General features: G+C 68.7%; 17 protein-coding genes. 2 read left to right on the plus strand and 15 right to left on the minus strand.

What is annotated here, in order from left to right; all coding sequences use genetic code 11:
• Positions 1-17: 17 nt before the first annotated feature.
• From EV667_RS11720 to EV667_RS11745, 6 genes are all read right to left on the minus strand, one after another.
• Entirely contained in the window at positions 18-1,046 is a 1,029-nt protein-coding gene (locus EV667_RS11720; RefSeq protein ID WP_131835523.1) for an ABC transporter substrate-binding protein, read from the minus strand.
• Between the two features lie 86 nt (positions 1,047-1,132).
• Positions 1,133-1,447 carry an NIPSNAP family protein gene (locus tag EV667_RS11725; protein ID WP_131835524.1) on the minus strand — a complete coding sequence of 105 codons (315 nt, stop codon included), beginning with the start codon at positions 1,445-1,447 and terminating at the stop codon, positions 1,133-1,135.
• A gap of 9 nt (positions 1,448-1,456) precedes the next feature.
• On the minus strand, positions 1,457-2,938 hold the full coding sequence (locus EV667_RS11730; RefSeq protein WP_131835525.1) for an aldehyde dehydrogenase: 1,482 nt from the start codon (positions 2,936-2,938) through the stop codon (positions 1,457-1,459).
• Positions 2,939-2,948: 10 nt separating this feature from the next.
• Positions 2,949-3,986: an LLM class flavin-dependent oxidoreductase gene (locus EV667_RS11735; RefSeq protein WP_131835526.1), complete on the minus strand. Its 1,038-nt coding sequence runs from the start codon at positions 3,984-3,986 to the stop codon at positions 2,949-2,951.
• On the minus strand, positions 3,983-5,821 hold the full coding sequence (locus EV667_RS11740) for an alpha/beta fold hydrolase (protein ID WP_131835527.1): 1,839 nt from the start codon (positions 5,819-5,821) through the stop codon (positions 3,983-3,985). Before EV667_RS11740 ends, EV667_RS11735 begins: the two co-directional genes overlap by 4 nt.
• Complete coding sequence (locus EV667_RS11745; RefSeq protein ID WP_131835528.1) at positions 5,814-6,437, minus strand: amino acid synthesis family protein; 624 nt, start codon at positions 6,435-6,437, stop codon at positions 5,814-5,816. Before EV667_RS11745 ends, EV667_RS11740 begins: the two co-directional genes overlap by 8 nt.
• Positions 6,438-6,594: 157 nt before the next feature.
• Here EV667_RS11745 and EV667_RS11750 point away from each other — a divergent pair, with 157 nt between their 5' ends.
• Together EV667_RS11750 and EV667_RS11755 are read left to right on the plus strand one after the other, a co-directional pair.
• Positions 6,595-7,290: a GntR family transcriptional regulator gene (locus EV667_RS11750; protein ID WP_131835529.1), complete on the plus strand. Its 696-nt coding sequence runs from the start codon at positions 6,595-6,597 to the stop codon at positions 7,288-7,290.
• A 96-nt stretch (positions 7,291-7,386) separates the two neighbouring features.
• Positions 7,387-8,799, plus strand: coding sequence for an FAD-binding oxidoreductase (locus EV667_RS11755; protein WP_131835530.1), 1,413 nt, complete (start codon positions 7,387-7,389; stop codon positions 8,797-8,799).
• Positions 8,800-8,833: 34 nt separating this feature from the next.
• On the opposite strand, the gene EV667_RS11760 is transcribed toward EV667_RS11755, so the two are convergent.
• From EV667_RS11760 to EV667_RS11800, 9 genes are all read right to left on the minus strand, one after another.
• Positions 8,834-11,458 (minus strand): AAA family ATPase, encoded by a 2,625-nt coding sequence (locus EV667_RS11760; protein ID WP_131835531.1) that lies wholly within the window; start codon positions 11,456-11,458, stop codon positions 8,834-8,836.
• Positions 11,455-12,594 carry a metallophosphoesterase family protein gene (locus EV667_RS11765; protein WP_131835532.1) on the minus strand — a complete coding sequence of 380 codons (1,140 nt, stop codon included), beginning with the start codon at positions 12,592-12,594 and terminating at the stop codon, positions 11,455-11,457. Before EV667_RS11765 ends, EV667_RS11760 begins: the two co-directional genes overlap by 4 nt.
• A 164-nt stretch (positions 12,595-12,758) precedes the next feature.
• Positions 12,759-13,946 (minus strand): multiple monosaccharide ABC transporter permease, encoded by a 1,188-nt coding sequence (gene mmsB / locus EV667_RS11770; RefSeq protein WP_131835533.1) that lies wholly within the window; start codon positions 13,944-13,946, stop codon positions 12,759-12,761.
• On the minus strand, positions 13,943-15,493 hold the full coding sequence (mmsA, locus tag EV667_RS11775; RefSeq protein ID WP_131835534.1) for a multiple monosaccharide ABC transporter ATP-binding protein: 1,551 nt from the start codon (positions 15,491-15,493) through the stop codon (positions 13,943-13,945). The genes mmsB and mmsA overlap by 4 nt, the downstream gene beginning before the upstream one ends.
• 68 nt (positions 15,494-15,561) lie before the next feature.
• On the minus strand, positions 15,562-16,632 hold the full coding sequence (gene chvE, locus EV667_RS11780; protein WP_131835535.1) for a multiple monosaccharide ABC transporter substrate-binding protein: 1,071 nt from the start codon (positions 16,630-16,632) through the stop codon (positions 15,562-15,564).
• 95 nt (positions 16,633-16,727) lie between these two features.
• A complete protein-coding gene (locus EV667_RS11785) occupies positions 16,728-17,399 on the minus strand; it encodes a 2-dehydro-3-deoxy-6-phosphogalactonate aldolase (RefSeq protein ID WP_131835536.1) in 672 nt (223 codons plus the stop codon).
• Positions 17,396-18,322 carry a 2-dehydro-3-deoxygalactonokinase gene (locus tag EV667_RS11790; RefSeq protein WP_131835537.1) on the minus strand — a complete coding sequence of 309 codons (927 nt, stop codon included), beginning with the start codon at positions 18,320-18,322 and terminating at the stop codon, positions 17,396-17,398. Before EV667_RS11790 ends, EV667_RS11785 begins: the two co-directional genes overlap by 4 nt.
• Positions 18,322-19,218, minus strand: a complete 897-nt coding sequence (locus tag EV667_RS11795) for an SMP-30/gluconolactonase/LRE family protein (protein ID WP_131835538.1) — start codon at positions 19,216-19,218, stop codon at positions 18,322-18,324. Before EV667_RS11795 ends, EV667_RS11790 begins: the two co-directional genes overlap by 1 nt.
• A gap of 28 nt (positions 19,219-19,246) precedes the next feature.
• Positions 19,247-21,052 (minus strand): IlvD/Edd family dehydratase, encoded by a 1,806-nt coding sequence (locus tag EV667_RS11800; protein WP_131835539.1) that lies wholly within the window; start codon positions 21,050-21,052, stop codon positions 19,247-19,249.
• Positions 21,053-21,067 lie beyond the last annotated feature (15 nt).

Here is a 21,067-nt window from a genome sequence, read left to right on the forward strand (position 1 = left end):
GCCACGCGCCTTTCCGGTCACTCAGCCTGCCAAGCGTACCAGCGCTTGCCGATCTCGTCGCGATGGGCCGCCCAGTAGCCCATGTCGAGATTGATCTGCGAGGTGGTGTGTTGATCGGGCAGGTTGGCGGCCACGTCCTTCGGCATCAGGGCAGCGGACTTCACATTGACGGGCGCATAGCCGCTATCGGTGGCGAAGCTCGCCTGGCCCTCGGGGCTGGTCGCTTCGGCGATGAACTTCATCGCGGCCTCCTTGTTCTTCGCGCCCTTGGGTACGACGAGCATGTCGGCGGCGGTCAGGTTCTGCTCCCAGGAGATGCCCACCTTCTCGCCGCTCTGCTCCAGCGCGAACAGGCGCCCGTTCCAGAACTGGCCGATGGGTGCCTCGCCGGAGGCGAGCAGCTGCTGCGACTGCGCGCCGGTGCCCCACCAGACGATGTCCTTCTTGATGCTGTCGAGCTTCTTGAAGGCGCGGTCGAGGTCGAGCGGATAGAGCTTGTCGGCCGGCACGCCATCGGCGAGCAGGGCGATTTCCAGCACACCGGGCGCCGACCATTTGTAGAAGGTGCGCTTACCGGGGAAGGTCTTGGTGTCGAACATGTCCGCCCAGCTCTTGGGCACCTTGCCCTTGAGGCTCGCCGGATTGAAGCCGAGCACGAAGGAATAATAGAAGCTGCCCACGGCATGGTCGGTGACGAAACGCGGGTCGATCTCGTCGCGCTTGACGATGGAGAAGTCGATCGGCTCGATCAGCCCGTCCTTGGCGGCGGCGGCAGCAAAATCAGCCTCCACGTCCACCACGTCCCAGGAGACGTTGCCGCTTTCGACCATGGCTTTCAGCTTGCCGTAGTCGGTCGGCCCGTCCTGCTTAACGGTGATGCCGGCCTCCTTGGTGAAGGGCACGGCCCAGCTTTTCTTCTGGGCGTCCTGGGTGGTGCCGCCCCAACTGGTGAAGACGATGGAGCCCGACTGCGCCATGGCGGCGCCGGCGAGGCCGGCGGCGAGGGCGAGTGCGGTGATGCCGAGGGCTCGTGATGTGCGCGACATGTTAGTCCCCTTTGGTTGGCGTTCGGTGTGGAAGGCGGCGCGTTGGGCGCTCGGTCGTTGCGTTGAGGCGAGGCGGCCGCTCTCGGTCAGTCCAGCGGCGAGAAGGCGGTGGGCAGGAGAATCTTGTTCTCCATGGTCTCGATCAGCGCCTGGATCTTCGGCAGGAAGGCGAGCCAGGCGGGATCGGCGTTCAGCCGCGCGCGGCGGGCGGCCCGTTCATCAAGGCTGGCATAGGCCCAGATGTGGACGATCTCGTTCAGCGGGCCGATCTCGCTGGTGAAATAGCCGACGAGCTGCCCGAGATGGCTCTTCTGAAGGGCGATGCCCTCCTCCGCGACCAGCTTCACATAGGCTGGGACGGTGCCAGTCTTCAGGCGATAGGTCCGCATCTCGTAGAGCATGGCTTTGCCTCAGCGCATCACGAAGGGATCGGCGATCGGCTCGTCGCTGGTGCGCAGCCAGACCGACTTGGTGCGGGTGTAGTCGCGGATGGACTCCGCCCCGCCCTCGCGCCCGAGGCCGGACAGGCCATAGCCGCCGAAGGGCACGATGGGGGAGACCGCGCGGTAGGTGTTCACCCAGACAATGCCGGCGCGCAGCGTGCGGATCAGCCGGTGGGCGCGGGCGAGATCGCGGGTGAACACGCCGGCGGCGAGGCCGAATGGGCTGTCATTGGCCTTCGCGAGGGCGTCGGCCTCATCTGCGAAGCCGATGACGCTCAGCACCGGCCCGAAAAGTTCCTCCGCCGCGCAGGGCACCTCATTGCCGGCGCAGGCGAGAATGGTCGGGGCGTAGTAGTGGCCGGACCCGTGGCCCTCCGCCCGCTGGCCGCCGGTAACGAGTTCTGCGCCGGCGGCAAGGCTGGCGGCGACCACCTGCTCGATATGGGCGAGCTGCCGCAGCGTGGCGAGCGGGCCCATCTCGGTCGCCGGGTCCTGCGGGTCGCCGATGCGGATGCGCTCGGCCTTGTCGGTCAGGATAGCCAGCAGCTTCCCGCGCACGCTCTCCTCAACGAAGAGGCGGGAGCCGGCGACGCAGCTCTGGCCGGAGGCGGCGAAGATGCCGGCCACCACCGCGTTCGCGGCGCTTTCCAGATCGGCATCGGCGAAGACCAGCACCGGCGACTTGCCGCCGAGTTCCAGCGTCGTATAGGCGAGGTTTTCCGCCGTATTGCGCACCACATGGCGCGCGGTGGCGGGCCCGCCGGTGAAGGCGACGCGGGAGACGAGGTGGTGCGCGGTGAGGGTGCGCCCGCACTCCTCGCCGAAGCCGGTGATGATGTTGACGACGCCGGGGGGAAACCCGGCCTCATGCACCAGCCGGGCGAAGGCGAGCAGGGGGGCGGGGCCTTCCTCCGACGCCTTCAGCACCACGGTGCAGCCCGCCGCCAAAGCCGGGCCGAGCTTCACCGCTGACAGGAAAAGCTGCGAGTTCCACGGAACAATGGCGGCGACCACGCCGATCGGCTCGCGGCGCAGCCACGCCTCCATATCAGGCTTGTCGACGGGCAAATGCGAGCCCTCGACCTTGTCGGCAAGGCCGCCGAAATAGCGATAATACTCCGCGACATAGCCGATCTGCGCGCGGGTCTCGCGGATGATCTTGCCGGTGTCGCGGGTTTCCAGCTCGGCCAGTTCGCCGGCATGGGCAGCGACGAGATCGCCGAGCCGCGACAGCAGCTTGCCGCGCTGGGTGGCCGTGAGATTGGTCCATTCCGGCACCTCGAAAGCGCGGTGGGCGGCTTCCACCGCACGGTTCACGTCGGCGGCTGTCGCGGCAGGCATCACCGCCCAGGGCTGGCCTGATGCCGGATCGAGGCTCTCGAAGCTGGCACCCCCCGTGACGAAGGCGCCGTCGATATAAAGCCGGAAATCGTCGCGCAGGGCGGTCATCGGTTTATCCTCACGCGAAGGCCGGCAGGACGTGGCGGATGAAGCGGTCGAGCGATTTCGCCTTGCGCGCATGGCCGATGCCGGCGTCGATCCACAGCGCGAACTGGTCGAAGCCGAGCGCCTCATAGCCCTTCAGCCGGGCGATCACCTCGTCGGGCTCGCCGATGACGAGATTTCTACGGATGACATCCGGCGCATATTGGGGGCTGGCGGCGCGCTCCTCCGGGGAGAGCGGGGCCATGATCGCCTGATGGATCGGCCGCTTATTGGCGAACCAGGCACCGAACAGACCGTACCAGGCAGAGAGATCCTCGGCGAACTGATCGGTCTCGGTGGGCGACCCCGTAACGAAGCAGTGCTGCAGCAGCATGATCTGCGGGCGCGGCACATCCGGATGGTCGGCCACGGCGGTGTTGAACCGCTCCATCAGGGTCGCCACCTCGCCATCGCCCGAGGCGAGCGGCGTCACCTGTACGTTGCAGCCATTGGCAACGGCGAAGGCGTGGCTGTTCGGATCGCGCGCAGCGATCCAGATCGGCGGGCCGCCTGCCTGCACCGGCTTGGGCGAGGCGGTGGAGGTGGGGAAGCTCCAGAACTGCCCCTTATGGGCGTAGTCGCCGGCCCAGAGCTTCTGCATCGCCGGCACCAGCTCGCGCATGCGAAGGCCCGCGCCCATCGCGTCGAGGCCGGGCAGCAGGCGCTCATATTCAAAGCTGTAGGCGCCGCGCGCCACGCCGAGATCGAGCCGCCCCTCGCAGGCGATATCCATCATCGCCGCCTCGCCGGCCAGTCGGATCGGGTGCCAGAACGGGGCGATGATATTGCCGGTGCCGAGGCGCAGGGTCGAGGTCTTCGCCGCCAGATGCGCCAGCTGGATGAAGGGATTGGGCGCGATGGTGAAATCCATCGCGTGGTGCTCGCCGATCCACACCGTCTCGAAGCCTGCGCCCTCGGCGGTGAGCGCCAGCTCCTCCAGCTCGGCGAACAGCCTGGCATGGGGGATGGCGGGATCGGCGCGCTCCATATGGACGAAGAGGGAGAACTTCATGCGGGTGCCCCCGGTGTGTCCCAGCCGGGGTTGGCGGGGACGGCGGCGAGCGGGTGCACGGTGCCGCGGGCGGCGTCGCCGACATAGATGCCGAACGTGTCCTCGCGGCGCTCGCGCAGATAGCGCGCCAGCATGGAGCGGGTGGCCTCGTCTGGCAGGCGGGAAAGGTCGACCTCGTCCAGCGGCACCAGAACGGCGCCGGCCTGCGCAGAGGGCGTGCCACTAAGGCCGCCGCGATAATAGATCGAGACGGTGGGCGGGCCCTTGCCGGCCGATTGTGTCTCGAACACCGCGAACAGGAAGCCAAGCCGACCCTCGACGCCAAGCCGGGCCAGCGCACCGCGCAGGCTGTGCGGGTTCGACGCCGGTTCGAGGCAGGAGCCGGCGGGAAGATCGAGCCCGCCCTTGCCGTCCTCGACCAGCAGCAGCGCGCCATCCGATTCCAGAATGGCGCCGACCCGGGCCGGCTCGTCGCGCTTCGCCAGTGCCTGCGGACCGAGCGAGAAGTCGACATAGGCGCCGCGGCAATAGCCGAGCGGGGGCTTGGTGCCGGCACCGAAGCCGCGCACATGGCCGATCAGGATCACATGGTCGCCGGCCTCCACCACCTCGTGGCGTGTGCAGTCGAACCAGGCCGCCGCGCCCGACATGACCGGGCTGCCAGCCGGGCCGAGTTGCCACGGGGCGCCGGCGAATTTGTCGGGCGACTTCGAGGCGAACAGCGCCGAGACGTCCTTCTGGTCGCCCGCCAACACCGAGACGGCGAAGTTTTCCGCCGCGCTGAACACCGGGAAGCTCGACGCGGCTTTCGCGAGGCAGACGAGGATGAGCGGGGGATCGAGCGAGACGGAGGAGAAGGAATTGGCGGTGAAACCGCGCATCTCGCCGTCCGCGGTGCGGGTCGTCACCACCGTTACCCCGGTAAGGAAGGCACCGAGCGCCTGACGGAAAGCTTTCGGATCGAAGGTTTGGGCGTCGGAGGCTGGCGTATCGACGTCGAGAGCAGGAGCGGGGGCCAGCGCGTCGAGAAAGGCGAGCAGCCGCCCGTTCACTTCGTCCGGTGCCGTGAGCGCCATCATGTGGCGCGCGCCTTCCAGCACCTCGACCCGCCCGTGCGGGGCGAGCGCGGCCATCGCCCGCGACATTTCCGGGGTCGAATTGAGATCGCCATCGGCGGTCATGAACAGCGCCGGCATGGCAAGGCCTGCCAGCCGGTCGCGATGGGCGGCGTCCGAGGCGGCGAAAAGCGCATAGGTACGGGCATAGCCGACGGGATCGCCCGCCGCGAGCAGGGTGGCGACCTGCGCCGCGCTCGCCTGCAGCGCTTCCGGCACCGGCTCGCCGAACCAGCGGCGCACGGCGGCGGCGTGCGAGGCGGCACGGCCTTGCGCGTCCAGCGTTCCGGCGCGGGCGGTGACGACGGCGCGCTGTTCCGGCGTGCGGCAGAATACGGCATTGAGCGCGGCGACGGCGCGAACCCGGACGGGATGCGCCAGCGCCGTCTCCAGCGCCACCAGGGCGCCCATGGAATGGCCGATCAGCACCGCCGAGGGGATCGCCAGACCGTCGAGCAGGGCAACAATCTGGCCGGCATAGTCGGACAGGCGGGCGTCTTCCGGCGGCAGGCTGGAGCCGCCATGGCCGGGCATGTCGAGCGCGATCACGTCGTGGCGGGCGGCGAGCGCCTTGATCTGCGGGGCCCACACCTCGCTCGCCATGCCGACGCCGTGGATCAGCACGACAGGCGGCGCGCCTGCCGGCCCTGCCCGGCGATAGGCGACATGCGCGGGGGCGCCGTCGCGGCCGGCAAAGCCGAGGGTGCGCACCTCAGCCATGGGAGGCGTCCGCGCCGGACGCCGCGTCCAGCCCCTGGGTGGAGCCGAGTTCCTCAAGGTCCTGATAGCGATTGCCGATGCGGTGATGCGGGCGTCCGCCAATGGACGCGCCGAGCGCGACGACGATCTCGTCCGGCGCCGGAGCGTCGTTGATGGCGAACTGGATGGTGAGGTAGTGCGAGCGGCGCCCCTCATCCAGCTTGTCCATCAGCGGGATGGCGATGGAGGCATTCGGCCCGCCGCGCGTGTTGGTGAAGGCGAGATAGCTCTTGGCCCCGACCGCCTTGCGGTAGTGATTGCCGAAGCGCAGCGTATGGATCAGAGCCGAGGCGTGTTCCACCTCGCCGGAGGTGCCGACCAGCCCCGCCTTGCCATAGCCCTCGACTACCTCGCCCGAGCCGGCAAGGCGCAGGATTTCCTCGGTCAGCAGCGCGCCGAGCTGGGGAGCGATGTCGTGAATCTCGGGCTTGAGGTCCTCGACGAAGCCGCGCCCGGCCCAGGGGTTGGTGAGCACGGCCGCCGCCGCATACAGGCGCAGCGGGGTGGGAGCGGCCCGCCCGCCCTCGATCAGCGTGGACTCAGCGTAGGTGACGAGCTTGCGCAGCTGCAACGGCATGGCGTGTCCCATGAAAGACGGGGCCTGATCGGGTGGCCGGAAGCAGATGTTCCGGGACGGGTGTTCTCACGTTTCGTATGATGGTATACCATAAGATGGTCGAGTCAATTGTCATCCCGCCCCGCTCGGGCGACAAGAGGCGGGAACGGAGACTTCCATGGTCGCGACGACGGAATCGAAAGAGACGAGCCAGGAGATGAAGGTCGAGCGCAGCGGCACCACGCTGCGCAGCCTGACGCTGGAGAAGATGCGCGACGCCATTCTCGATTTCCGCTTCAAGCCCGGCGAGCGGCTGGTCGAGCGCACGCTGTGCGAGCGGCTGGGAGTCAGCCGCAGCGTGGTGCGCGAGGTGCTGCGGCATCTGGAGGCCGAAGGGCTGGTCGAGACCATTCCCCATCAGGGCCCGGCGGTGACCAAGCCGGACCCGGCGCAGGCGGCGCAGATCTATGAAATACGCGCCTTGCTGGAAAGCGAGGCGGCGCGCGCCTGCGCGCTTCAGGCCTCCGAGGCGGCGATTGCCGAACTCGGCCGGGTGATCGATGAAATCGACGTCGCGTTCCAGACCGGCAGCCCGCGCGAGGTGCTGCGGCGGACGACGGAGTTTTACGAAAAACTGTTCGGCGCCGCCGGCAAGGAAGTGGCGTGGGACGTCGTGCGCTCGCTCAATGCCCGCATCAACCACCTGCGCTCCATGACCATCGCGCAGGAGGGGCGGCACGCCGCCGCCATCGCCGAAATGCGGCTGCTGCACGCCGCGCTGCTGCGGCGGGACGGGGAGGGCGCCCATGAGGCGAGCCGCGCCCATGTCGCCACCGTGGCGCGCCTCGCCGGCGCCATCCTCGCTCGTATCTGACAGCGTCTGCCGGAACACGCCGGCTTGCCAGCCGCGCCGCACACCGGCTATCTCGCCCGACCCGCGCGGGGTGGACGAAGAAGGGCGACGGCACAGATGGACCCGATCACCAGCCTGCTCGGCAGCCTGCCGCCGGATTTTTACATCACCGACCCGGACGTCGTGGCGAAGTATCTCACCGATTTCCGCCACTTCCGCACCGGCGCCTCCCGCGCCGTGCTGCGCCCGCGCACGACGGCGGAGGTGCAGCGTATCGTCGCCGCGTGCGCCGCCCACGGGGTGCCGCTGGTGCCGCAGGGTGGCAACACCTCCTATTGCGCCGCCGCCACCCCCTCGCCGCTGGGCGGAGAGCTGGTGCTGAGCCTTGAGCGGCTGAACGCCGTGCGGGCGATCGACCCCACCAATTTGTCGCTGACGGCCGAGGCGGGGTGCGTGCTGAGCGTGCTGCAGGAAGCGGCCGACGCGGCCGGGCTGATGCTGCCGCTCGACCTCGGCTCGCGCCAGTCCTGCCAGCTTGGCGGCGCCCTCTCCACCAATGCCGGCGGCATCTCGGTGCTGAAATACGGCATGGCCCGCGACCTCGTGCTGGGGCTTGAGGCCGTGCTGCCGGACGGGCAACTGCTAAACGTGCTCCAGCCGCTGCGCAAGAACAACACCGGCTATGACGTGAAGCAGGTGCTGCTCGGCGCCGAAGGCACGCTCGGCATCGTCACCGCCGCCTCGCTGAAGCTGGCGCGCAAGCCGGCACAGACCGTCACCGCCTTCCTCGCCGTCGCGGAGATCGACGCGCTCACGACGCTTCTCGCCCGCGCCCAGCTTCTCACCGGCGAGAACGTCACCTCGTTCGAATATATCTCCCACCATTCGCTCGGCTTGCTGCTCGCCGCGCAGGCGGGCCTTCGCCATCCGCTTGAAGCGCCGGCGCGCCACTATGTGGTGATGGAGGCGCAGACCTGCTCGCCGCTGCTGGGACTGGAGGAGGCGATGGCCGCCTTTCTGGAGGAGGCGCTGGGCGAGGGGCTGGTGAACGACGGCACGATTGCCGCCGGGGGGCAGCAGCGCGACCAGCTGTGGTATCTGCGCGAGCATATCCCGGAGGCCGAAGTGGCCAATGGTGGCTCGGTGAAGCACGACGTCTCGGTGCCGACCTCCGCCTTGCCGTCCTTCATCTCGCAGGCCAGCGCGCTGGTGGAGACGCACGGCGCCGGCGGGCGGCTGTCGATCTACGGCCATGTCGGCGACGGCAATGTCCACTTCAACGTAGTGGCCCCGGCAGGGGCGGACCCCGCCGGCTACAAGCCCTGGTTCGAGCGCGAAGTGTCCCCGCGCGTGTATGATCTGGCGGTGACGATGGGCGGCTCCTTCGGCGCGGAATACGGCATTGGTATCGTCAAGCTGGATCTGCTGGAGCGCTATGGCGACCCGGCCAAGCTTCACATGATGCGCGCCCTCAAGGCGGCGCTGGACCCCGCCAACTTGATGAACCCCGGCAAGGTGGTGCGGGCCTGAGCCGCCAGAAGCCCGCGCTCAGGGTGCCAATCGTCTATGGCTGCCAGTCGGTCATGGTGAGCACGTTGCCGCCCAGTTTCTGGAAGGCGCGCTGGCGGCAGGAGAAGACGATGATCTGCTGGTCGCGCGACTGGCGGTGTAGGGCGTCGAACATCCGTTCGATGCGGTCGTCGTCGGAATAGACCAGCGCGTCGTCGAGAATGACCGGCGCCGGCCTGCCATCGCGGGCGAGCAGCCGGGCGAAGGCGAGCCGGGTCAGCACCGAGAGCTGTTCGCGCATCCCCCCGCTGAGACGCTCGATGTCCTCGTCATGGCCGTTGCGGCGAAGCGTCTGGGGCAACAGCGTCTTGTCGTCGAAGGTGATGGAGGCATCGTCGAACAGCAGGCCGAGCAAGGGCGTCAGTTCGGCCATGACGGGCTTCAGGTAGAGATCGCGCGCCTGCGCCCGCGCTGCCTCCAGCGCCGCCGCCAGCCGCTGCAGCACGCGGACCTCGGCGGCGAAGGCGTCGACGCGGGCGCTTGCGGTCGACAGCGCCTCCCGGGTTTCGCCCCACATCTCCTCCACCGCGTCGTCGGAGCGGGCGCTGATCTCGGCATTCAGCACTGCCAGGGTCGTTCCAAGGGTGGTGGCCTCCTTGTCGGCCGCCTCCTCGACCGAGCGGGCGCGCTTCAGCGCCGCTTCGGCCGATTCCAGATCGATGACGGCCGCGCGCAGCCGCTGCACCTGCGCTTCGGCGGCCGCGCCATGCCGGTCCCGCTCCTGGCAGCGTTCCGACAGTTCCTGCAGGCGGGCGCCGCGCGCTTCCACTGGGCCGAGAAGGGCCTCGATCTGGGTGCGCTCCGCGTTCAGCGCGGCCAGCGCCGTCTCCGCCGTCACAAAGGCGTCGTCGGCGCGCGCCCGCAGCGGCTCCGCCATGCGCAGCGCCTGCCGGGTTAGGGTGCGCCGTTCCTCGGCGGCGGCGAGGGACGCCCGCACCTGTGCCGGGTCCTCTTTCAGCTCAAGGTCGTCGATGCCGACGGCAGCATGCGCCGCGACATCCTCCCGGAGCTTCGCCAGCCCCTCGGGCGCCAGCAGCATCAGCCGGCCCTGCTGCTCCCGCCGCTCGGCGTCGAGTTGCTGCGCCCGTATTTGCCGCGCACGGGCGCCGGCAAGATCCTCGACGCCCATCGACGCGAGAAGGGTCCGCCGCTTGGCGACCGCCTGTTCGAGCCGGCTGTTGTCCTGCGCAGGCCGGTTGGAGCGCAGCGTGAGGGTTCCGATGCCGGCGATGACCAGTTCCGCCTGTCCGTCATAGCCGCGTTCCTCGCCATTGCGCAGGGGCACGGACTCCATGACCACGGGCGAGGCCGCGCCGGGATCATAGGCGATAGTCACCGACGGACGCGCCGCTTCCTCGACGGCGCGCAATTTGGCGATGTCGATCTCCAGCGCCTGGAGTTCCTCCACCGCGTTTGGCGGAATCTTCTCGGTGGAGAGCCTTGCCTCGGCGGCCTCCAGCGCCTGACGGGCCGCCTCGGCACCGGCCAGTCGCTCGCTCAACGCCGCCTGCCGCTCCATCGCCTCGCGCGCCTTCACGGCCGCGTCGAGGCGCGCCAGCAGCTGGCGGGTTTCCTGTTCGACGGCTTCTGCCGCCGCTACAGCGGCATGGGCCTTCTCGATCCCGGCGCCCGCGGCGTGGCGCTTGCCCACGGCTTCCTCGCGGCGCCGCTCGGCCTCCTGCAGGGCGGCCCGCTGCTGCTCGGCCTTTTCGAGGGCGGTCCGGTAGGCGGCGAGTTCCCGCTCGGCGGCGTCGCGGCGCTCGCATGCCAGCCCAAGCTCCGCCTCGGCCGTCCGCAGCGCCTCGCCCTGCGCCTTGGCCGCGTCGAAGGTTGCCTGCGCGACCTCCACCGCCCGGCGCCGGCCCTGCCGGTCCTCGGCATTCTCCAACTCGGCGAGCCGCTTCACGGCGCCGGCGCGGCGGTCCAGCGCTTCGCGCAGGGTGCGCACGTCGGCCGCGAGCCGTTCTTCCTGCGTTACCAGCCGGTCGCGCGCGTCGATCGCGGCGGCATAGCGCGCGCCGGCCTTCGGGCGGCCCGTAGCGGTGACGAGTTCGGCCAGCGCCGCCTGCGTCGCCGTCACGATCTCCGCCATGCGCCGCCCGCCGGTGACGGCCTCGACCTCGCCCTGCACCGACTCGAGCAGGCTGGCGCGCACCTGCTTCTCGCTTTCATCGTCCGATTTGCTGCGCTTCTCGATGCCGGTAATTCCCTGGCGCACCCAGAGCAGACCGGCCGGCCCGGCCGTGCCGCCCTTGATGAGGCCGGCGATGAAGTTCTCCGCCTCGTCCGCCTGCGCAACCAGCCGGCCGGTCGTCCGATCGGTGACGCGGGCCGAGCGGCCGCCATAATACTGCTTGGTGATGCGGAAGCGGCCCTCCGCGGTCGAGATGTCGGCCTCGACCAGCGGGCTGCCACCACTATAGGGCCGCAGCTTCTGCACATCGCCGGGCGTGCCGGAATGGGGCTGGAAGAACAGCGCGTGCAGCGCCTCGAAGCTGGTCGATTTGCCGAATTCGTTGACCGCGCACAGCACGTTGACGCCGTCGCCGATGTCCTCGATCGCCACGCCGCGATTGGCGAAACGCTTCACGTTGAACAGGCGCAGCGCCGATATCTTCATGACGCCACCGCGTTGGTAGAGGACTGCTGCGCATAGGAATAGAGCCGAGCCAGGGCGGCGCCCGCCACCTCGCGCTCGGCGGCCGAGCGGCTGGCGTCATTGGCTTCCGCCAGCAGCGCATTGGCCGCCTCGCGCAGCGCGCCGGCACGGTCTATCCGGTCGAGGTCGTCGGTCTCGCAGGCGGTGGCGAGCGCCGCATCGTCCAGTTCCAGCACGGCAAAGTCCGGCGTCGCTTCGGCCACGGCGGCCGCCAGAGCCGCATGGCCGGCCAGACGGGTGCGCCCAGTGGCAACAACGCGGGCGAGGGTTTGCCGGCGCGTGCGGACTTCCGGCAGCAGCGCCTTCAGCACGGGCAACGGGTCGTCGCCTTCCAGCAGATGCAGGTCGAGCGAGCGCCAGGCAAAGCTCGCCGTGGGCAGCGCCGTCACCTCGGGCAGGGCGTCCATGCCGGCAAGGCGCACCAGAAGTGCCTCGCCGGGGCGCTCGTGCTTGAAGCGGTCGGGCTCGGGGGTGCCGCTGTAGCGGGTGCGGGAATCGACCTCCACCGCGCCATGCCAATCGCCGAGCGCGAGATAGGCGAGGCCCGCGCGCCGGGCGCGGTCGGGCGCGATCACATCGCCCCCCACCGCGTCCTCCGAAAAGCTGCGAATGGCGCCATGGGCAAGGCCGAGACGCACTGTGCCCTCGGGCGTCGTCTGCGCATCCATCCACTCGGTCAGGTCGCGGCCGGGCCGGCGCGTGGTGCAGGGGGCGGGCAGCAGCGTCACCTGCGGCGCCAAAGCGAGAGGGCGGGGCTCGGTGGCGAGGAATACATTGGCGGGCGCCTCCGCCTTCAGCGTCGCCCAGAGCTGCGCTGCCTGAAGGGAATCGTGGTTGCCCGGCAGGATCACCCAGCGCAGCGGCGCGTGGTGGCGCATTTCGGCGAGCGCCTGACGGCGCACGTCCGGGGCAGGGGTCTCCGTGTCGAACGTGTCGCCGGCGAGGAGGATGGTATCCGCGCCCTGTTCGCGCGCGTGCTGCGCCAGCCGGGCGATGACGCCGTGGCGGGCCTCGCGCAGGCGGCCCGGCAGGTCGCCCGAGAAATTGCCGAAGCGCTTGCCCAGATGCAGATCGCTGGAATGGATGAAGCGGAACATGGCTCGCCGGGCACCTGAGGGTTTCGACACGCGGGGGTATCGGGCGAGGGGTTCATCCCGACCGGCACAACCGGGGTCGTCCAGCACGCCGCTCTTGTCAAGCCGCGCGGTACCAGCCGCCGGCCCGGCACTCCCTTGGAACTGCCGGGCCTTGCGCGAAGACCTCAGGCGCGGCGCTGGTTGTAGACGTCGAGGCAGACGGCGCCGAGCAGGACGAGGCCCTTGATGACCTGCTGGTAGTCGATGCCGATGCCGAGAATCGACATGCCGTTGTTCATCACGCCCATGATGAGCGCGCCGATGACCGCGCCGCCGACCCGCCCGACGCCGCCATAGGCCGAGGCGCCGCCGATGAAGCAGGCGGCGATGACGTCGAGTTCGAAGCCGAGGCCCGCCTTCGGCGTCGCGGTATTGAGCCGCGCCGCGAAGACGAGGCCCGCCAGCGCCGCCAGCACGCCCATGTTGACGAAGGTGAGGAAGGTCAGCCGCTCGGTCTTGATGCCCGAGAGCTTGGCCGCCTTCTCATTGCCGCCGACGGCATAGATCTGCCGACCGATGGTGGTGCGGGTGGTCACAAACGCATAGAGCGCAATCAGCGCCGTCATGATGATCAGCACGTTCGGCATGCCGCGATGGGACGCGATCAGATAGGCGAAGTAGGTGATGACGCCGAACAGCGCCACGTTCTTGGCGACGAAGAACCCATAGGGCTCGGTCTCCACATGGTGCGCCTCCTGCCGCGCCCGGCCGCGAAAATTGAGCCAGACCATGGCCAGTGCTAGCAGGGCGCCCACCGCCAGCGAAGTGGGGTAAAGGCCGCTCGTCTCCGGCCCCAGTTCCGGGATGAAGCCGGAGGACAGTTTCTGGAAGGTGGGAGGGAACGGGCCGACCGACTGGCCGGCGAGGATGGCGAGGGCCAGCCCCTTGAACACCAGCATGCCGGCAAGGGTGACGATGAAGGACGGAATCTTGAAATAGGCCACCCAATAGCCCTGCGCGGCGCCGATCAGCCCGCCCAGCGCCAGGCAGATCACCGTCGCGGGAATGTAGTGGACGTCGAACTTCACCATCAGCACGGCGGCCACCGCGCCGATGAAGCCGGCGACCGAACCGACCGAAAGGTCGATATGGCCGGTGACGATGACCAGCAGCATGCCCAGCGCCATGATGACGATGTAGCTGTTCTGCAGCACGAGGTTGGTGAGGTTGAGCGGGCGCATCAGCGTGCCGTTCGTCACCACCTCGAAGAAGATCATGATGGCGAAGAGCGAGATCAGCATCCCGTATTCGCGCAGGTTGTTCTTCAGGAAGCCGGCATGCTGCGGCTTGTCCTTGAGAGCGGTATCGCTCATGCCAATGCCTCCATGGGGCGCTGCTCTCCCTTGCGCATGATGGCGCGCATGATCTTCTCCTGCGAGGCCTCGGCGCCGGGGAACTCGCCGACAAAGGCCCCCTCGTTCATGACGCAGATGCGGTCGCAGATGCCGAGCAGTTCCGGCATCTCGGAGGAGATCACCACCACGCCTTTGCCGGCATCCGCCAGCTCGTTGATGATGCAGTAGATCTCGTATTTGGCGCCGACATCGATGCCGCGCGTCGGCTCATCGAGGATCAGCACCTTGGGGTCGGTGAACAGCCATTTCGACAGCACCACCTTCTGCTGGTTGCCGCCGGAGAGCTTGCCGGTCTCCTGGAACACGCTGTGGCAGCGTATGTGCATCCGCCCGCGATAGTCGGAGGCGACGCGCAATTCCTTCATGTCGTCGATGATCCGGCCCGGCGCGATCGCCGGCAGGTTGGCAAGGGTGACGTTCTTGCGGATGTCCTCGGCGAGCAGCAGGCCGAGATGCTTGCGGTCCTCGGTGACATAGGCGAGCCCCGCGTCGATGGCGCGCCGCACCGTGGAAAGGTCGACCTCGCGCCCCTCCATCTCCGCCCGGCCGCTGATCTTCTGGCCCCAGGCCCGGCCGAAAATGCTCATGGCGAACTCGGTGCGCCCCGCGCCCATGAGGCCGGCAATGCCGACGATCTCGCCGCGCCGGACCTCGAAATCGACGTTCTTGATGACCTGCCGGTCGGAATGGAGCGGGTGATAGGCCGACCAGTTGCTGACCTTGAAGATCGGCTCGCCGATGGTGGGCTGGCGCTTGGGGTAGCGGTGTTCGAGGTCGCGATCGACCATCTTGGCGATGATGCGGTCTTCCTCCACCGCCCCGTCATCGCAGTCCAGCGTGTCGACCGCGCGCCCGTCGCGCAGCACGGTGATGCGGTCGGCGACCTTGGAAACCTCGTTCAGCTTGTGCGAGATGAGGATGGAGGCGATGCCCTGCGCCTTGAATTCCAGCAGCAGGTCGAGCAGGGCCGCGCTGTCCTTCTCCGACAGGCTGGCGGTCGGCTCGTCGAGGATGAGCAGCCGCACCTTCTTGGACAATGCCTTGGCGATCTCGACCAGTTGCTGCTTGCCGACCCCGATATTCGTCACCAGCGTGTCCGGGGATTCGTCCAGCCCGACCTTGGCGAGCAGTTCCTTGGTACGCCGGTGCACCGCCCCGCGGTCGATGATGCCGAAGCGGCCGGGCGGGTTGGCGATGAAGATGTTTTCGGCGATCGAGAGCAGCGGAACGAGCGCGAGTTCCTGGTGGATGATGATGATGCCCAGCGCTTCCGAGGCGCTGATGTCGCTGAAGCGGCGCTCCTCCCCGTCAAAGACGATCGCGCCCTCATAGGAACCGTGCGGGTAGACCCCGCTCAGCACCTTCATCAGGGTGGACTTGCCGGCGCCGTTCTCGCCGACGAGGGCATGGATCTCGCCGGGTCTCACGGCAAAGGTGACATCGCTCAGCGCCTTCACCCCGGCGAAGTGCTTGCTGATGCCCTGCATTTCGAGAAGAGCGTTCATGGCTCGCTCCAAAGGCCGGGTCCGCGCCGGAGCCATTCCGGCGCGGAGATCGGCGGGTGCGGATGGGGTCAGTTGATCTCGCCCGGCTTGTAGTAGCCGGAGCCGATCAGAACGGGTTCCCAGTTGTCCTTGTCGACCACCACCGGCTTGAGCAGGTAGGAGGGCACGACCTTGACGCCGTTATTGTAGGTCTTGGTGTCATTCACCGTGACCTCCTTGCCGCTGAGCGACGCGTCGACCATGTCGGCCGTCACCTTGGCGAGCTCGCGCGTGTCCTTGAAGATGGTGGAGTACTGCTCGCCGGCGAGGATCGACTTCATGGACGGCACTTCGGCGTCCTGGCCCGTGACGACCGGCATCTTCATGTTGCCCGAGCCATAGCCCACGCCCTTGAGCGAGGAGAGGATGCCGATGGACAACCCGTCATAGGGCGAGAGCACGCCATTGAGCGTCTTGTCGGAGTAATAGGCGCTCAGCAGGTTATCCATGCGGGACTGGGCGGTGGCGCCGTCCCAGCGAAGGGTCGAGACCTTGTCCATGCCCATCTGGCCGGAAGCGACCTTCAGCGTGCCGTTGTCGATCAGCGGCTTCAGCACCGACATGGCGCCGTCATAGAAGAAGTAGGCGTTGTTGTCGTCCGGCGAGCCGCCGAACAGCTCGACGTTGAAGGGGCCCTTGTTCTCGGGATAGCCGAGGCCCTTGAGCAGCGACTGCGCCTGCAGCACGCCGACCTGGAAATTGTCGAAAGTCGCATAATAATCGACATTCGGCGTCTCGCGGATCAGCCGGTCATAGGCGATGACCTTGATGCCCTGGGCCTGCGCCTGCTTCAGCACGTCGGAGAGCGTGGTGCCGTCGATGGAGGCGATCACCAGCACCTTGGCGCCCTTCGTCACCATGTTCTCGATCTGCGAGAGCTGGTTGGGAATGTCGTCCTCAGCATATTGCAGGTCGGTGTTGTAGCCGCGTTCCTTGAGCACCTTCACCATGTTGTCGCCATCGGCGATCCAGCGGGCGGAGGATTTGGTCGGCATGGCGATACCGACCGTCGCCTTGTCCTGGGCGGCGGCGGGGAAGGCCAGGGCCAGCGCGCCAAGCGCGAAGGCGGTAGCGGAAAAGAGCGTCGTCAGGCGTTTCATCGTCGGCTCCTTGAGCGTTTCACGTTTCAAATGTTCAGCGGTCGCCTTTGGCGTTCCGGGTTCTTGGCGGGGAGTCCCGCGCGAGGGCGCGCCCCTCATCGGGCGGCGCGCCGTGTCTCGATGAATGGAAAGGCGGCGTCATAGGCGGCGACCACCGCGCGCGCCTTCGCCCGCACCTCGGCGACCGTGGCGCCCGGCCGGTAAAGGCTGGAGCCGAGACCGAAGGTGCGGATGCCGGCGCTCGCATAGGCGGCGAATTCCGCCTCGCCGACCCCGCCCACCGCGCCGATCACCGTCCCCGGCGGCAGCACCACCGAGATCGCCTGGATGATCGACGGGCCGAGCAGGTTGGCGGGAAAGAACTTGAGCCCCGACGCCCCCGCCTTCACCGCCGCAAGCGCTTCGGTGGGGGTCAGCACGCCGGGCATCGTCACCATGCCGTGGGCGCTGGCGCGGGCGATCACCTGCGCATCGACATTCGGGCTCACCATCAGCCGGCCGCCGGCATAATTGAGCAGATCAACCTCCTCGACCGTGAGCACCGTGCCGGCACCGATCAGCACGCCGGGCGGGGCGAGGCGGGCGGCGGCCTCGATGGAGACGAACGGGTCCGGCGAGTTGAGCGGGATCTCGATCGCCTCCAGCCCCTCCTCGATCAGCGCGGCGACGATCGCCTCGGCCTCGGTCGGGCGGATGCCGCGCAGAATGGCGACCAGCGCCCTCCGCATCGGCGGCCAGACAATGCGGGGAGAGAGGGGGGCGGTCATGCGGACATCCTTTCCAGCCGGAAGGCGGAGACGGCGGCGGCATGCAGGCCGGCCCGCACGCAGTCTTCGGCGTCATGGGTTGTGACGGTGGCGACGCCGGCCTGCGCCAGCGCCGCCCGGTACAGCGCCGCCGCCGGCCCGGAAGCGATGAGCGCGACCGGCCCGCGCCCGCCGAAGCGTGCCGCGCCGGCGAATTCCGCGCCGAGCAGCAGGCCGGACAGCCGCGCCAGTGCCGCGTCCGGCCCCGCGCCCTCCAGCAGCCAGGCGGCGCGCAGGCGGAAAAGCTCACTGCCCAGCATGTCGGGTGCCGCAAGCCCGTCGCCGACGCCACGGGCGAAGGCTTCCGACCGGGGGTCCACCGTCGCCGCCCCGTCCACCGCCGGTGCGACGATCGACGCGCTGCGCAGCAGATGGAACAGCTCGCCGGTCATGAAGGTGGCGAAGCCGCTCACCTTGCCCTCCTCGACCCGCACCCATTTGGAATGGGTGCCGGGCAGGCAGGCGAGCCCCGCAAAGCCCTCCCGGATCAGCGGCAGTAACTGGGTTTCCTCGCCGCGCATGACATCGGATCCCTGCGCGCCGCGCTGGGCGATGCCGGGGAGGATGCGGACGGGACGACGCGCGGAGGGCACAAGCGCGGCCTTCTCCGTCAGCCTGTCGAGCCCGGCGGGGGTGTCGACATAGGCGGCCTCGACCCAGCCAGCACGCGAGCCGACCATGCCGCACATCATGACCGGCACGCCCTCGGGAATGGCGAGGGCGGCGAGGTGGGTTTCGAGCACGGTCTCGAACCCTTCCGCCGCCGAGGCGGCCAGCCCCTGCGCGCTGCGCCGTTCGGCCAGCACGGCGCCGGCGCGGTCGAGCGCCCACAGGCGGAAGCTCGACGTGCCCCAGTCGACGACGATGTGGGAGACACCGATCATCACAGCCCTCCGAGCCGGACGCGCGGCTCGGCGCGGCCCTTCACGCCGATATCGAGCAGAAACGTACGGCCGTGCTCGGGGTCGGCGGCACGTGCGGCCTCGTCCATGCCCTCCCAGGCCGAGGTGACGAGCACGCGGTCGAAGGCCGGCCCGACGAAGACCGGGCAGGTCGTCTGCCGCGCGGGGAGGGCGATGCTGCGGACAAGATCGCCCGCAGGCGAATAGGCATTGAGCCGCGCCCCGCCCCAGATGGCGCACCAGATCAGCCCCTCGGCATCGGTGACGGCGCCATCGAGGCCGCCCGCGCCGGCATGGACGTGCAGCAGCGTCGGCGCTTCCAGCGGCAGGCCGGAGGCGGGGTCCAGCCGCACCCGGAAAAGCTGGCCGGCCGCCGTATCGGCGAAATAGCCGACCGTTCCGTCAGGCGAAAAGCAGATGGCATTGGGAATGGTGATGCCCGGAAGCAGCGGGATCACCGCTCCCGCGTGGAAGGCGTAGAGGGTGCCGGCGCCCGGCTCGGCCTTCCGGCCCATGGTGCTGAACCAGAAGGTGCCGCTGGGATGGACACGAGCGTCGTTGGAACGGGTAGCCGCATTGTCGGCCTCGACGGCGGCGACACGCTCCAGCGCGCCGGTGGCGATATCGCGCAGGGCCAACCCGTCCTCGGTGACGAGCAACTGGCGGCGGGCATCGACCATCGCCAGCGCGCTGGCCATTGCCGGGAGCGCGTGGATGGCGACCTCGCCCGTTCCCAGCCGCGCCTCGAACAGGCGGCGCTCGATAATATCGAACCACCAGGCGGTGTCGCTGGCGGAATCATAGGCCGGGCCCTCTCCGAGATGACAGCGCTCGGCGCACAGCACCGAGACCGCCACGGCCTCAAGGGCGGGCGCCATGGCAGGGGTCCCGGCTGATCGAGGGGCGCTAGTGGTTGTCACGCGGCATCCCCTTGGTCTGAGCGATGCGCTGGTAGCGAACGGCGCTTTCCAGCACGGCGCCGGTTTCCAGCTGGCCGACGAGGCCGCGCTGGATTTCCTGCCAGGGGGTCTGGCTGGCGGGGTAGGCATAGCCGCCGACCGCCTCAAGCTCGGCCCGCCGGCGCGCCAGCTCGTCCTCGGCCACCAGCATGTTGGCACTGTTGCGCTTCAGGTCGATGCGGACCCGGTCGCCGGTGCGCAGCACGGCGAGGCCGCCGCCGACCGCCGCCTCGGGCGAGGCGTTGAGGATCGAGGGCGAGCCCGACGTGCCGGACTGTCGCCCGTCGCCGATGCAGGGCAAAGCGTGGACGCCCGCCTTGATGAGGTAATCCGGCGCGCGCATGTTCACCACTTCCGCCGCGCCGGGATAGCCGATCGGGCCGGCGCCGCGCATGAACAGGACGCACATGTCGTCGATGGCCAGCGCCGGATCGTCGATGCGGGCGTGGTAGTCCTCCGGCCCGTCGAACACCACGGCGCGGCCCTCGAAGGCTTCCGGGTCGTCAGGATTGGAGAGATAGCGCACCCGGAATTCGGGGCTGATGACGCTCATCTTCATGATGGCGGAAGAAAACAGATTGCCGCGCAGCACCCGGAAGCCGGCATTCTCCTTCAGCGGCTGGTCATAGGGGCGGATCACCGCCTCGTCCTGAATGCTGACGCCGGCGCAGTTGGCGCCGATGGTCTGTCCGTTCACGGTGAGCGCGTCCTCGGCGATGAGGCCTTGGCCCATCAGCTGGCTAACTACCGCCGGCACGCCGCCGGCATGGTAATAATCCTCGCCGAGATATTCCCCGGCCGGCTGGAGGTTCACCAGCAGCGGCACATGCTCGCCATAGGTCTGCCAGTCGTCGATGGACAGCTCCACCCCGACATGGCGCGCCAGCGCGTTGAGGTGGATCGGCGCGTTGGTCGAGCCGCCGATGGCCGAGTTCACGCGGATGGCGTTGATGAAGGCGTCGCGGGTGAGGATGTCGGAGGGCTTCAGGTCCTCATGCACCATGTCGACGATGCGCAGCCCGGTGCGGTAGGCGATTTCCTGCCGGTCGCGATAGGGCGCGGGAATGGCGGCCGAGCCGGGCAACTGCATGCCCAGCGCCTCGGCGAGCGAGTTCATCGTCGTCGCCGTGCCCATGGTGTTGCAGTAGCCGGTGGAGGGCGCGGAGGACGCCACCAGCTTGACGAAGCCGGCATGGTCGATCTCGCCGGCCGCCAGCAACTCACGGGCTTTCCACACGATGGTGCCCGAGCCGGTGCGCGCGCCCTTGTACCAGCCGTTGAGCATCGGGCCGACGGAGAGGGCGATGGCCGGAAGGTTCACCGTGGCGGCCGCCATCAGGCAGGCCGGCGTGGTCTTGTCGCAGCCGATGGTCAGCACCACGCCGTCGAGCGGGTAGCCATAAAGCACCTCGACCAGGCCGAGATAGGCGAGGTTACGGTCGAGCCCGGCGGTGGGGCGCTTGCCGGTTTCCTGGATCGGGTGGACCGGGAATTCGATGGCGATGCCGCCCGCCTCGCGAATGCCCTCGCGCACCCGCTTGGCGAGTTCCAGATGGTGGCGGTTGCAGGGCGACAGGTCCGACCCTGTCTGCGCGATGCCGATGATCGGGCGCCCGCTCTGCAGTTCCTCCTGGCTGAGGCCGAAATTGAGGTAGCGCTCCAGATAGAGCGCGGTCATGTCGATATTGTCCGGGTTGTCGAACCAGGCGCGGGAGCGCAGCGGCCGGTCGCTCTTGGGGGCTTTGCCGTCCATCGGTTTGTCCTCGGC

It is taken from the genome of Ancylobacter aquaticus (assembly GCF_004339465.1).
In the GTDB taxonomy this organism is placed as follows: Bacteria; Pseudomonadota; Alphaproteobacteria; order Rhizobiales; family Xanthobacteraceae; genus Ancylobacter; species Ancylobacter aquaticus.

Excerpts from the sequence above, each read along its gene's own strand:
- mmsA (WP_131835534.1), bottom strand. The coding sequence starts at position 15,493 with ATGAACGCTCTTCTCGAAATGCAGGGCATCAGCAAGCACTTCGCCGGG.
- EV667_RS11740 (WP_131835527.1), bottom strand. The coding sequence starts at position 5,821 with ATGGCTGAGGTGCGCACCCTCGGCTTTGCCGGCCGCGACGGCGCCCCC.
- chvE (WP_131835535.1), bottom strand. The coding sequence starts at position 16,632 with ATGAAACGCCTGACGACGCTCTTTTCCGCTACCGCCTTCGCGCTTGGC.
- EV667_RS11755 (WP_131835530.1), top strand. The coding sequence starts at position 7,387 with ATGGACCCGATCACCAGCCTGCTCGGCAGCCTGCCGCCGGATTTTTAC.
- EV667_RS11800 (WP_131835539.1), bottom strand. The coding sequence starts at position 21,052 with ATGGACGGCAAAGCCCCCAAGAGCGACCGGCCGCTGCGCTCCCGCGCC.
- EV667_RS11725 (WP_131835524.1), bottom strand. The coding sequence starts at position 1,447 with ATGCTCTACGAGATGCGGACCTATCGCCTGAAGACTGGCACCGTCCCA.
- EV667_RS11790 (WP_131835537.1), bottom strand. The coding sequence starts at position 18,322 with ATGATCGGTGTCTCCCACATCGTCGTCGACTGGGGCACGTCGAGCTTC.
- EV667_RS11760 (WP_131835531.1), bottom strand. The coding sequence starts at position 11,458 with ATGAAGATATCGGCGCTGCGCCTGTTCAACGTGAAGCGTTTCGCCAAT.
- EV667_RS11730 (WP_131835525.1), bottom strand. The coding sequence starts at position 2,938 with ATGACCGCCCTGCGCGACGATTTCCGGCTTTATATCGACGGCGCCTTC.
- EV667_RS11785 (WP_131835536.1), bottom strand. The coding sequence starts at position 17,399 with ATGACCGCCCCCCTCTCTCCCCGCATTGTCTGGCCGCCGATGCGGAGG.
- EV667_RS11720 (WP_131835523.1), bottom strand. The coding sequence starts at position 1,046 with ATGTCGCGCACATCACGAGCCCTCGGCATCACCGCACTCGCCCTCGCC.
- EV667_RS11750 (WP_131835529.1), top strand. The coding sequence starts at position 6,595 with ATGGTCGCGACGACGGAATCGAAAGAGACGAGCCAGGAGATGAAGGTC.
- EV667_RS11795 (WP_131835538.1), bottom strand. The coding sequence starts at position 19,218 with ATGGCGCCCGCCCTTGAGGCCGTGGCGGTCTCGGTGCTGTGCGCCGAG.
- mmsB (WP_131835533.1), bottom strand. The coding sequence starts at position 13,946 with ATGAGCGATACCGCTCTCAAGGACAAGCCGCAGCATGCCGGCTTCCTG.
- EV667_RS11765 (WP_131835532.1), bottom strand. The coding sequence starts at position 12,594 with ATGTTCCGCTTCATCCATTCCAGCGATCTGCATCTGGGCAAGCGCTTC.
- EV667_RS11735 (WP_131835526.1), bottom strand. The coding sequence starts at position 3,986 with ATGAAGTTCTCCCTCTTCGTCCATATGGAGCGCGCCGATCCCGCCATC.
- EV667_RS11745 (WP_131835528.1), bottom strand. The coding sequence starts at position 6,437 with ATGCCGTTGCAGCTGCGCAAGCTCGTCACCTACGCTGAGTCCACGCTG.